Raw genomic sequence first — 12,015 nt, 5'->3', positions numbered from 1 at the left:
AGTAAGGAAACGGTCGGAAATGCGCAGAGGACGCCGACTCTCGATCGACGTCGGGGACGCCCGGATCGGGGTCGCCTCGTGCGACCCCGATGGGATCCTCGCCACACCGGTCGAGACCGTCCCCGGGCGGGACATCCCCGCCGCCCACCGCCGGTTGCGTCAACTGGTGGAGGAGTACGAACCGATCGAGGTCGTCGTCGGACTCCCTCGCTCCCTCAAGGGGGGCGAGGGCCCGGCCGCGCAGAAGGTACGGGCCTTCGCCCAGGAACTCGCCAAGGGCATCCAGCCCGTTCCGGTCCGGCTGGTGGACGAGCGGATGACGACCGTGACGGCCAGTCAGGGACTGCGCGCCTCGGGGGTGAAATCCAAGAAGGGCCGGGCCGTCATCGACCAGGCAGCAGCCGTCATCATCCTGCAGCAGGCCCTGGAATCCGAACGGGTGTCAGGTAAAGCACCCGGCGAGGGCGTCGAAGTGGTCATCTGATCGCGATACGGTAACGTTCCGCGCGATGCGGCGGTGTTCGAACAGCCGCCGCACAGCAAGAGGCGGAACGGAAGCCGGTCCACCGGCCATGCGACCGTCGGCCTCGCGGCTCTAGGGGATCGATGACTGAGTATGGCCGGGGCCCTGGCTCCGAACCGTGGCATCCGGAGGACCCGTTGTACGGGGACGGCGGATGGGGAGGACAGCAGGCCCACGTGGGCCGGCAGTCCCCCTACGGCGGCCAGCCACAGCAGCAGTACCCGCAGCCGCAGCACGGCGACTGGAACCAGGGTCAGCAGTCCGGGTACGACCAGCAGCAGTACCAGTACTACAACCAGCAGGGCCAGCAGCAGTACGCCGGCCAGGACCAGCAGTACGCGGTGCAGACCCCGCAGCAGTACCAGCACCAGGGCAGCTGGGACGCGTCCGGCACGCCCGGCCAGGTGCCCTACACGCCCGACCCCGGCGACCCGTACGGCCAGCAGCCCGCGGCCTACGGAGGGCAGGCGCCCGACTTCTACGGCACCGAGGACGCCTACCCGCCGCCGGTGCCGCCCAGCCGCAGGCGTCCCGATGCGAAACCGGAACCGGACCCCGAGACCGGCTGGGACCCGGGCGAGGACCAGGGCGAGCAAGCTTTCTTCGCGGGAGGCGGCGATGACGACGACGTCGACGACGAGGCGGACAGCCGGTCCGGCCGTGGCGAACGGCGCGGCAAGAAACCCGTCAAGAGCAAGAAGCGGCGCACCGGCTGCGCCTGCATGGTGGTCGTCCTGGTCTTCGGCGGCGGCCTCGGCACGGTCGGCTACTTCGGCTACAAGTACTACCAAAATCGTTTCGGCCCGGCCCCGGACTACGCGGGCAGCGGCAACGGCGAACAGGTCACGGTCACCATCCCGAAGGGCGCCGGCGGCTGGGAGATCGGTGCGAAGCTGAGGGAGGCGGGCGTCGTCGAGAGCGCGGACGCGTTCGTCTCCGCGCTGCAGGCGAACCCCAAGGGCAAGGGGCTCCAGCAAGGCGTCTACACGCTGGAGAAGCACATGTCCGCCGCCAGCGCCGTGCAGCTGATGCTCGACCCGAAGAGCCAGAACAATGTGATCGTCACGCCCGGCGAGCGCAACGCGGGTGTCTACGCGTCGATCGACAAGAAGCTCCAGCTGTCCACCGGCACCACCCGGAAGATCGCCAAGCAGGAGTACAAGAAGTTCGGTCTGCCGAGCTGGGCGCAGAACAGCAGCGAGATCCAGGACCCGCTGGAGGGCTTCCTGTTCCCGGGTACCTATGCGGCCGCGAAGGGTATGAAGCCCGACGCGATCCTGAAGCAGATGGTCACCCAGGCCAAGGAGAGGTACGCCGCCTACGACCTGCCGTCGAAGGCGAAGGAGCTGGGCCTGAACAACGCGTTCCAGCTCGTCACGGTCATGAGCCTGGTCCAGGCCGAGGGCAAGACGCACGACGACTTCCGCAAGATGGCGGAAGTGGTCTACAACCGTCTGAAGCCCACCAACACCGAGACGAACCAGCTGCTCCAGTTCGACTCGACGTACAACTACCTCAAGGGCACGAGCAACATCCACATCTCCGAGAAGGAGATCAACAGCAACCGGAGCCCGTACAACACGTACACCCACAAGGGTCTTCCGCCCGGTCCGATCGGCAACCCCGGTGAGGACGCGATGAAGGCGGCACTGAATCCGACGCACGACGGCTGGATGTATTTCGTGGCGACCGACGGTGTGAACAACACCGAATTCGCCAAGACAAACGAAGACTTCGAAAAGCTCAAGGACAAGTTCAATGCCTCCTCGGGCAACTGACGCCCGCCGGGCCGCCGTACTCGGTTCGCCCATCGCCCACTCCCTCTCCCCGGTGCTGCACCGGGCGGCCTACGACGCACTCGGGCTCACCGACTGGTCGTACGGCCGCTTCGAGATCGACGAGGCCGACCTGCCCGGCTTCATCGAGAAGCTCGGGCCGGAGTGGGCGGGGCTGTCGCTCACCATGCCGCTGAAGCGGGCGGTCATCCCGCTGCTGGACGAGATCAGCGAGACGGCCGCGTCGGTCGACGCCGTCAACACCGTGGTCTTCACCGAGGACGGCCGCCGCATCGGCGACAACACCGACATCCCGGGCATGGTGGCCGCCCTGCGCGAGCACGGCATCGAAGAGGTCGACTCCGCGGCGATCCTCGGCGCCGGCGCCACGGCCTCCTCGGCGCTGGCCGCGCTCGCCCGGATCTGCACCGGCGAGGTCGTCGCCTACGTCCGCAGCGAGGCTCGCGCCGCCGAGATGCGCCAGTGGGGCGAACGGCTCGACGTGGACGTCCGTACGGCGGACTGGGCGGACGCACGGGAGGCCCTGAAGGCGCCCCTGGTGATCGCCACCACCCCGGCCGGCACCACCGACGCCCTCGCCACCGCCGTACCCGAGCGCCCCGCCACCCTCTTCGACGTGCTCTACGACCCCTGGCCCACCGACCTCGCGGCCCGCTGGTCCATGTTCGGCGGCGCCGTCGTCAGCGGCCTCGACCTGCTGGTCCACCAGGCCGTTCTCCAGGTCGAGCAGATGACCGGCCGCTCCCCGGCCCCCCTGGAGGCCATGCGGCACGCGGGGGAGAAGGCGCTGGCCGCACGCTGAACGGCCGCCTCCGTTCCGGCACCGCGTCCCGCCTGCTGGACCAGCGGCCGGATACCGCCCCCGGACGTGGGAGGATCGGAGGTGGCGGACCGGGGTCGCGCACCCGGTGGCGCCGTCGCCGTACGCGAGGACGTGCGTACGCAGGGCAGTACCGGGCGCGAACACTGAGGAGCACCGTTGAGCAGGCTGCGTTGGCTGACCGCGGGGGAGTCCCACGGTCCCGCACTTGTCGCGACGCTGGAGGGGCTTCCCGCCGGCGTGCCGATCACCACGGAGATGGTGGCGGACCACCTGGCGCGGCGGCGGCTCGGCTATGGCCGCGGTGCGCGGATGAAGTTCGAGCGCGACGAGGTCACCTTCCTGGGTGGCGTCCGGCACGGCCTCACCCTCGGCTCCCCGATCGCGGTCATGGTGGGCAACACCGAGTGGCCCAAGTGGGAGCAGGTCATGGCGGCCGACCCGGTCGACCCCGAGATCCTCGACGGCCTCGCCCGCAACGCGCCGCTGACCCGCCCCCGGCCCGGCCACGCCGACCTCGCCGGCATGCAGAAGTACGGCTTCGACGAGGCCCGTCCGATCCTGGAGCGCGCCTCCGCCCGCGAGACCGCCGCGCGCGTGGCGCTCGGCGCCGTCGCCCGCTCCTACCTGAAGGAGACTGCCGGCATCGAGATCGTCTCGCACGTCGTCGAGCTGGCCGCCGCCAAGGCCCCGTACGGCGTCTACCCGACCCCGGCCGACGTCGAGAAGCTGGACGCCGACCCGGTGCGCTGCCTGGACGCCGACGCGTCGAAGGCGATGGTCGCGGAGATCGACCAGGCCCACAAGGACGGCGACACGCTCGGCGGTGTGGTCGAGGTGCTCGCCTACGGCGTCCCGGTCGGCCTGGGTTCGCACGTGCACTGGGACCGCCGGCTGGACGCCCGGCTCGCCGCCGCCCTCATGGGCATCCAGGCGATCAAGGGCGTCGAGGTCGGCGACGGCTTCGAGCTGGCCCGGGTGCCCGGCTCCAAGGCGCACGACGAGATCCTCAGCACCCCCGAGGGCATCAAGCGGTCCAGCGGGCGCTCCGGCGGCACCGAGGGCGGCCTGAGCACCGGCGAGCTGCTGCGCGTGCGCGCCGCGATGAAGCCGATCGCGACCGTGCCCCGGGCCCTGCAGACCGTCGACGTCTCCACCGGCGAGGCCGCCCAGGCCCACCACCAGCGCTCCGACGTGTGCGCGGTCCCGGCCGCCGGCATCGTCGCCGAGGCCATGGTGGCGCTCGTCCTGGCCGACGCCGTCGCGGAGAAGTTCGGCGGCGACTCCGTCCCCGAGACGCGGCGGAACGTGCAGTCGTACCTCGACAACCTCGCCATCCGGTGACCGCCGTGCCTGCGGTCGTACTGGTCGGCCCGATGGGCGTGGGCAAGTCCACCGTCGGGCAGCTGCTGGCCGAGCGGCTCGGGGTCGTCTACCGGGACACCGACGACGACATCGTCGCCGCCGAGGGCCGGACCATCGCCGAGATCTTCGTGGACGACGGCGAGCCGGTCTTCCGCGCGATAGAGAAGCGCACGGTGCACACCGCGCTCGCCGAGCACCAGGGCGTCCTCGCGCTCGGCGGCGGGGCGATCCTCGACGCGGACACCCGAGCGCTGCTCGCCGGGCACCGGGTGGTCTACCTCTCCATGGACGTGGAGGAGGCGGTCAAGCGCACCGGCCTGAACGTGGCCCGCCCGCTGCTCGCGGTCAACCCGCGCAAGCAGTGGCGCGAGCTGATGGAGGCCCGCCGTCACCTGTACGAGGAGGTCGCCACCGCCGTCGTGCCGACCGACGGCCGCACCCCCGAAGAGGTCACCCAAGCAGCGCTGGACGCACTGGAGTTGAAGACTGCATTTCCCGGGGGACAACCCCTAGACCCCCGGCCGGAGGACGTGATGGCAAGCGAAGTTACGAGAATCCAGGTCGCCGGCAGCGCGGGCACCGAGGCGTACGAGGTGCTGGTCGGCCGGCAACTCCTGGGCGAGCTGGCCGGGTTGATCGGTCCGAAGGCCAAGCGCGTTGCGGTGATCCACCCCGAGGCGCTCGCCGAGACCGGCGACGCACTCCGTGCCGACCTGGCCGGGCAGGGCTACGAGGCCGTCGCCATCCAGGTGCCCAACGCGGAGGAGGCCAAGACCGCCGAGGTCGCCGCCTACTGCTGGAAGGCGCTGGGCCAGTCCGGCTTCACCCGCACCGACGTCATCGTCGGCGTCGGCGGCGGCGCCACCACGGACCTCGCCGGGTTCGTGGCCGCCACCTGGCTGCGCGGGGTGCGCTGGATCGCCGTCCCGACCACCGTGCTGGCCATGGTGGACGCGGCGGTCGGCGGCAAGACCGGCATCAACACCGCCGAGGGCAAGAACCTGGTCGGCGCGTTCCACCCGCCGGCCGGTGTCCTGTGCGACCTGGCCGCGCTGGACTCCCTGCCGGTCAACGACTACGTCTCCGGGCTCGCGGAGATCATCAAGGCCGGCTTCATCGCCGACCCGGTGATCCTCGACCTCATCGAGGCCGACCCCGAGGCCGCCCGCACGCCGGCCGGCCCGCACACGGCCGAGCTGATCGAGCGCTCGATCCGGGTCAAGGCGGACGTCGTCTCCTCGGACCTGAAGGAGTCCGGGCTCCGGGAGATCCTGAACTACGGCCACACGCTCGGCCACGCGATCGAGAAGAACGAGCGGTACAAGTGGCGGCACGGCGCGGCGGTCGCGGTCGGCATGCACTTCGCCGCCGAACTGGGCCGTCTGGCGGGCCGGTTGGACGACGCGACGGCGGACCGCCACCGCACCGTCCTCGAGTCGGTCGGCCTGCCGCTGCACTACCGCTACGACCAGTGGCCCAAGCTGCTGGAGGCGATGAAGGTCGACAAGAAGTCCCGCGGTGACCTGCTGCGCTTCATCGTCCTGGACGGGCTGGCGAAGCCCACCGTCATGGAGGGCCCGGACCCGGCCGTCCTCCTCGCCGCCTACGGAGAAGTGGGCCAGTAGGAAGCGGTCCAGTAAGTCCTCTGCTGTTCCCTTCCGCCCGATTCCCTTTCCGGGCCGGGCACTTCGGACCGCCCCCGGTCGTTTCACCAAACGACGGCCGGGGGCGGTACCGTTCGGTAGGGAGCGGGCTCCGTACCCGCCTGCCAGCGCCAAATGTGTGTACGAGACGGAGTGGCAACGGATGCAGCACGCAGTGGGGTCTCCGCTGCCGCCCCACCAGCCGGGGCAGGGACCGCACGCCGGCTGGGCGTCGGCCGCACACCACCCGGGAGTCCCACAGGGTCCCGCACCCGTGCCCCCTCCGCCACCCGGCTACCCCGGAGCCGGACCGGGATCCGTCCCCCCGTCCGCCCCCATGCCGCCCGCGCCTCCGCAGCACGCCCCCGTCCTGCCGCCCGACACGACCGGTCACGTACCGCTGCCGCCCGGCGGCCCGGTCGGTGTGCCCACCGCGCCTCTGGCCGCGGCCGCCGTCCCGGACCCGACGACCACCACCCTGGCGGTCCTGCTGATCGGCCCCGCGGGCGCGGGCAAGACGAGCGTGGCCAAGTACTGGGCGGACCACCGCCGGGTGCCCACCGCCCACATCAGCCTGGACGACGTACGCGAATGGGTCCGCGCGGGCTACGCGAACCCGCAGTCCGGGTGGAACGACAACTCCGAGGCCCAGTACCGCCTGGCCCGCCGCACCTGCGGCTTCGCCGCCCGGAACTTCCTGGCCAACGGCATCTCCTGCATCCTCGACGACGCCGTCTTCCCGGACCGCCCCGTCGTGGGCCTCGGTGGCTGGAAACGGCATGTCGGCCCCGGCCTGCTCCCGGTCGTCCTCCTCCCGGGCCTCGACATCGTCCTGGAACGCAACGCCGAACGCACCGGCAACCGCCGCCTCACCGACGAGGAGGTGGCCCGCATCCACGGCCGGATGGCCGGCTGGTACGGCTCGGGCCTGCCGATCATCGACAACTCCCAGCTGGACGTCCCCGGCACGGCCCAAGTACTGGACGACGTCCTGGCGAGGGCAATAGCAAGCCCGCCGAGCTGGTAGGCAACCCCCACCCACCCGCACCCGGCAGACAACCGCACCACCCCCCACCGACCCCACTCGGCCCTCACAAACCAGCACAACCCTGTCAAAACTCATACGCTCATCTCATGTCAGAGGTGTACGCGACCCGCCGAGCCCAGCTCAGGGACCGCTGCAACGCGGCCGGCACCGCAGCAGCGCTCATCTCGCGCCCTGCCAACGTGCGCTATCTCGCCGGTGCAGCCCCGCAGGGCTCCGTGCTGCTGCTGGGCAAGAGCGAGGACCTGCTGGTCTGCGCCGGCCCGCTGGACGACCGGCCGACCGAGGGCCGTCCCGACGAGGCCCTGACCGTGCAAGTCCTGCCCTCGCCGGGCGGCGACTGCGCGGTCACGGCAGCCGGCCTAGCCGCAGCACAGGGGGCCGAATCCCTCGCGGTGGAGGAACACCACCTCACCGTCGCCCGCCACCGGGCCCTCACCTCCGTCGCCCCCGAGCTGCGCCTCGCCGACCTCGGCGGAGCCGTGGAGCAGCTCAGGGTCGTCAAGGACGAGGAGGAGATCTCCTGCCTCCGCATCGGCGCCGAGATCGCCGACCAGGCCCTCGGCGAGCTGCTGGAGTCCATCCTGGTCGGCCGCACGGAACGGCACCTGGCGCTGGAGCTGGAGCGGCGCCTGGTCGACCACGGCGCCGACGGGCCCGCGTTCGCGACCTCGGTGGCCACCGGCCCGAACTCCGGCCGCCGCGGCCACCGGCCCACCGACCGCCGCGTGGAGGAGGGCGACTTCCTCTCCGTCTGTCTGGGCGCCACCTACCGCGGCTACCGCTGCGAGATCGGCCGTACCTTCGTCATCGGCACCTCGCCCGCCGACTGGCAGATCGAGCTGTACGACCTGGTTTTCGCAGCCCAGCGGGCCGGACGCGAGTCCCTGGCACCGGGCGCCGCCTACCGCGACGTCGACCGTGCGGCACGCCAGGTGCTGGGCTCCGCGGGCTATGCTGAGGCTCTACCACCGCTGACGGGACACGGCGTCGGACTCGAAATCGACGAGGACCCGCAGCTGGCCCCTGCGGCCATGGGTAAACTGGACGCTTGCGTGCCGGTCACCGTCGAACCGGGGGTCCACCTCCCGGGCCGGGGCGGCGTCCGGATCGATGACACGCTCGTCGTACGCCCTGAGGCGGACGGCGGACCCGAGCTACTCACCATCACGACCAAGGAGCTGCTCGCGCTCTAGCCTCGCGCTGTGCGCGTGCCCCGGGGTCGTACGTCAGTCCAGGAGATTCCGCAACCGTGGCTTCCACGAACGACCTCAAGAACGGCATGGTGCTCAAGCTCGAAGGCGGCCAGCTCTGGTCCGTCGTCGAGTTCCAGCACGTCAAGCCCGGCAAGGGCCCGGCCTTCGTGCGCACCAAGCTCAAGAACGTGCTCTCCGGCAAGGTCGTCGACAAGACCTTCAACGCCGGCGTCAAGGTCGAGACGGCCACTGTCGACAAGCGCGACATGCAGTTCTCGTACATGGACGGCGACTACTTCGTCTTCATGGACATGGAGACCTACGACCAGCTGATGGTCGACCGCAAGGCCGTCGGCGACGCCGCCAACTTCCTCATCGAGGGCTTCACCGCCACCGTCGCGCAGCACGAGGGCGAGGTGCTCTTCGTCGAGCTTCCGGCCGCCGTGGAGCTCGTCATCCAGGAGACCGAGCCGGGCGTCCAGGGTGACCGCTCCACCGGTGGCACCAAGCCCGCCACCCTGGAGACCGGCCACCAGATCCAGGTCCCGCTCTTCATCACCACCGGTGAGAAGATCAAGGTCGACACCCGTACGAGCGACTACCTCGGCCGGGTGAACAGCTAACCGTGGCTGCCCGCAACACGGCCCGCAAGCGCGCCTTCCAGATCCTCTTCGAGGGCGACCAGCGCGACGCCGACGTCCTGACGGTCCTCGCGGACTGGATCCGGCTGTCCCGGTCCGACACCCGGCAGCCGCCGGTGAGCGAGTACACGATGCAGCTGGTCGAGGGCTACGCGGAGCACGCGAGGCGCATCGACGAGCTGATCTCCCAGTACGCGGTGGGCTGGACGCTCGATCGGATGCCGGTCGTCGACCGGAACATCCTGCGCCTGGGTGCCTACGAGCTGATCTGGGTGGACGAGACCCCGGACGCCGTCGTCCTGGACGAGATGGTGCAGCTCGCCAAGGAGTTCTCCACGGACGAGTCGCCCTCGTTCGTGAACGGCCTGCTCGGCCGGCTCAAGGAGCTGAAGCCGTCACTGCGCCGGGACGAGGCGTAAGCGGTACGACAAACGCCGAAGGGCCCGCAGCGAACGCATGCTGCGGGCCCTTCGGCGTACATCCACGAAAACACCGCCGGGGTGCCCCGAACCGTACGGCTCAGGCCACCCCGGCGGCACGTTTCTGCTCAGCTGTCGCAGGCGCTCAGGCCTCTTCGTGGGTGGCCACCGCGCGGCGCGCGTCCGCGTCCAGGACACCCCAGCTGATCAGCTGCTCGGTCAGGACCGAGGGGGACTGGTCGTAGATGACGGCGAGGGTGCGCAGGTCGTCCTGGCGGATCGAGAGCACCTTGCCGTTGTAGTCGCCGCGCTGGGACTGGATGGTCGCCGCGTAGCGCTGCAGGGGGCCCGCCTTCTCGGCCGGCACCGTGGCAAGCCGCTCCAGGTCAAGGACCAGCTTCGGCGGCGGCTCGGCGGCGCCGCCCGGCGTGGTGCCCGGCAGGAGCTCCTGCACGGGGACGCCATAGAAATCGGCCAACTCGGCGAGACGCTGCACGGTCACGGCGCGGTCACCGCGCTCATATGAACCGACCACCACGGCCTTCCAGCGCCCCTGGGACTTCTCCTCGACACCGTGGAGGGAAAGGCCCTGCTGGGTGCGGATGGCCCGGAGCTTGGCCCCGAGCTGTTTGGCGTATTCGCTGGACATATAGCTCCCCGGACACTGTGTCGACGCGGTCGGCTGGGTTTCCCGCCGCGCGGCTGGTAACTCACTGTGAGGTTACGCAGCGTGACTCTCATGCGTCAAGCCGAATGGTCCACACCGACGCTTCCGTGGTAGTGGCGGCCGATTGCGCCAGGTGGGTGATCGACGCCCGCTCGGGACCTGCTACCGTGGATGGCGCAAATCCGACGTCCTTTAAGGTCCGTCCCGTGAGGCGGAGAAGGAGGTCCGTTTCTTATGGACTCGCACGCGAACCTGCATGCATCCGATGCGCGGCCCGTACTCGAAGGTCCCGACATCGCACGGGTGCTGACCCGTATCGCCCACGAGATCGTCGAGCGCGCCAAGGGCGCCGACGACGTGGTGCTCCTCGGCATTCCGACCCGGGGCGTCTTCCTCGCCCAGCGGCTCGCCGCCAAGCTGGAGCAGATCACCGACCGCAAGGTCCCCGTCGGCTCGCTCGACATCACCATGTACCGCGACGACCTGCGCATGCACCCGCCGCGTGCGCTGGCCCGCACCGAGATCCCCGGTGACGGCATCGACGGCCGTCTGGTCGTCCTCGTCGACGACGTGCTCTTCTCCGGGCGCACCATCCGTGCCGCCCTCGACGCCCTGAACGACATCGGGCGCCCCCGCGCGGTCCAGCTCGCGGTCCTGGTCGACCGCGGCCACCGCGAACTGCCCATCCGCGCCGACTATGTCGGCAAGAACCTCCCCACGTCGCTGCGGGAGACGGTCAAGGTCCAGCTCGCCGAGGAGGACGGTCGCGACACCGTGCTGCTCGGTGTGAAGTCGGCCGACCAGTAGCAAGTCAGGCGCGCACGGCCGCTTCGGCGTGCCGACACGCGAACCGGTTTGCCCTAATCCTCCCGATTAACTGCCTTACGGAGCCTGACAGATGCAGCGTCATCTCATCTCGGCCGCCGACCTCACCCGCGACGACGCCGTCCTGATCCTCGACACCGCCGAGGAGATGGCCCGGGTCGCCGACCGGCCGATCAAGAAGCTGCCGACCCTGCGCGGCCGCACCATCGTCAACCTCTTCTTCGAGGACTCCACCCGGACCCGGATCTCCTTCGAGGCCGCCGAGAAGCGGCTGTCCGCGGACGTCATCAACTTCTCCGCCAAGGGCTCCAGCGTGTCCAAGGGCGAGTCCCTGAAGGACACCGCGCAGACCCTGGAGGCGATGGGCGTCGACGCCGTCGTCATCCGGCACGGCGCCTCCGGAGCCCCCTACCGCCTGGCCACCTCGGGCTGGATCGACGCCGCCGTCATCAACGCCGGCGACGGCACCCACCAGCACCCCACGCAGGCCCTGCTGGACGCCTTCACCATGCGCCGCCGCCTGGTCGGCCGGGACGCCGGCCTCGGCCAGGACCTGGCCGGCAAGCGGATCACCATCGTCGGCGACGTCCTGCACAGCCGGGTCGCCCGCTCCAACGTCGACCTGCTGCACACCCTCGGCGCCGAGGTCACCCTCGTCGCGCCGCCCACCCTGGTGCCGGTCGGCGTCGAGACCTGGCCCTGCGAGGTGTCGTACGACCTCGACAGCACCCTGCCGAAGTCCGACGCGGTGATGATGCTCCGGGTCCAGCGGGAGCGCATGAACGCCGCCTTCTTCCCGACCGAGCGCGAGTACTCGCGGCGCTACGGCCTCGACGGCGAGCGCATGGCGAAGATGCCCGAGCACGCCATCGTGATGCACCCCGGCCCGATGGTCCGCGGCATGGAGATCACCGCCGAGGTCGCCGACTCCGAGCGCTGCACCGTGGTCGAGCAGGTCGCGAACGGCGTCTCCATCCGGATGGCCGTCCTGTACCTGCTGCTCGGTGGAGCTGTGTTTGATTCAAAAAACGTGCCCGCCGTCACCCCCACCCGCACCAACGAGGAGAAGTAAGAC

Annotated in this window: 12 protein-coding genes; 11 read left to right on the top strand and 1 reads right to left on the bottom strand. The window is 70.4% G+C overall.

All coding sequences use genetic code 11. The features are described from left to right. Window positions 1-19: 19 nt before the first annotated feature. The 9 genes from ruvX to nusB all read left to right on the top strand — a co-directional run bounded on the left by ruvX (window position 20) and on the right by nusB (window position 9,448). A complete protein-coding gene (gene ruvX / locus ACFY3C_RS10035) occupies window positions 20-484 on the top strand; it encodes a Holliday junction resolvase RuvX (RefSeq protein ID WP_389183106.1) in 465 nt (154 codons plus the stop codon). Between the two features lie 122 nt (window positions 485-606). Further along, window positions 607-2,301, top strand: a complete 1,695-nt coding sequence (gene mltG, locus ACFY3C_RS10030) for an endolytic transglycosylase MltG (protein WP_390770434.1) — start codon at window positions 607-609, stop codon at window positions 2,299-2,301. Next, window positions 2,282-3,121, top strand: coding sequence for a shikimate dehydrogenase (locus ACFY3C_RS10025; protein ID WP_390770433.1), 840 nt, complete (start codon window positions 2,282-2,284; stop codon window positions 3,119-3,121). Before mltG ends, ACFY3C_RS10025 begins: the two co-directional genes overlap by 20 nt. A gap of 177 nt (window positions 3,122-3,298) precedes the next feature. Then, window positions 3,299-4,483: a chorismate synthase gene (gene aroC, locus ACFY3C_RS10020; RefSeq protein ID WP_389183114.1), complete on the top strand. Its 1,185-nt coding sequence runs from the start codon at window positions 3,299-3,301 to the stop codon at window positions 4,481-4,483. 32 nt (window positions 4,484-4,515) lie between these two features. Beyond that, window positions 4,516-6,129 (top strand): 3-dehydroquinate synthase, encoded by a 1,614-nt coding sequence (gene aroB, locus ACFY3C_RS10015; RefSeq protein WP_390770615.1) that lies wholly within the window; start codon window positions 4,516-4,518, stop codon window positions 6,127-6,129. Window positions 6,130-6,310: 181 nt separating this feature from the next. Next, complete coding sequence (locus ACFY3C_RS10010) at window positions 6,311-7,174, top strand: Pro-rich N-terminal domain-containing protein (protein ID WP_390770432.1); 864 nt, start codon at window positions 6,311-6,313, stop codon at window positions 7,172-7,174. Window positions 7,175-7,281: 107 nt separating this feature from the next. Next, entirely contained in the window at window positions 7,282-8,388 is a 1,107-nt protein-coding gene (locus ACFY3C_RS10005) for an aminopeptidase P family protein (RefSeq protein ID WP_390770431.1), read from the top strand. 56 nt (window positions 8,389-8,444) lie between these two features. Continuing rightward, window positions 8,445-9,011: an elongation factor P gene (gene efp / locus ACFY3C_RS10000; RefSeq protein WP_030048852.1), complete on the top strand. Its 567-nt coding sequence runs from the start codon at window positions 8,445-8,447 to the stop codon at window positions 9,009-9,011. A 2-nt stretch (window positions 9,012-9,013) separates the two neighbouring features. Beyond that, a complete protein-coding gene (nusB, locus tag ACFY3C_RS09995) occupies window positions 9,014-9,448 on the top strand; it encodes a transcription antitermination factor NusB (protein WP_390770430.1) in 435 nt (144 codons plus the stop codon). Window positions 9,449-9,593: 145 nt separating this feature from the next. Here nusB and bldD read toward each other — a convergent pair whose 3' ends face one another. After that, window positions 9,594-10,097 carry a transcriptional regulator BldD gene (gene bldD / locus ACFY3C_RS09990; protein ID WP_014671524.1) on the bottom strand — a complete coding sequence of 168 codons (504 nt, stop codon included), beginning with the start codon at window positions 10,095-10,097 and terminating at the stop codon, window positions 9,594-9,596. Window positions 10,098-10,349: 252 nt separating this feature from the next. Here bldD and pyrR point away from each other — a divergent pair, with 252 nt between their 5' ends. Both pyrR and ACFY3C_RS09980 read left to right on the top strand, forming a co-directional pair. Next, window positions 10,350-10,922, top strand: a complete 573-nt coding sequence (gene pyrR, locus ACFY3C_RS09985; protein WP_390770429.1) for a bifunctional pyr operon transcriptional regulator/uracil phosphoribosyltransferase PyrR — start codon at window positions 10,350-10,352, stop codon at window positions 10,920-10,922. A gap of 91 nt (window positions 10,923-11,013) precedes the next feature. Next, window positions 11,014-12,012: an aspartate carbamoyltransferase catalytic subunit gene (locus ACFY3C_RS09980; RefSeq protein ID WP_386574879.1), complete on the top strand. Its 999-nt coding sequence runs from the start codon at window positions 11,014-11,016 to the stop codon at window positions 12,010-12,012. The last annotated feature ends 3 nt before the right edge of the window (window positions 12,013-12,015 follow it).

Origin of the sequence: Streptomyces sp. NPDC001410, assembly GCF_042895235.1 — a bacterium.
Classification (GTDB): domain Bacteria; phylum Actinomycetota; class Actinomycetes; order Streptomycetales; family Streptomycetaceae; genus Streptomyces.
Note: the sequence above shows the minus strand (reverse complement) of the source record. Positions and strands in the feature narration are given on the sequence as shown.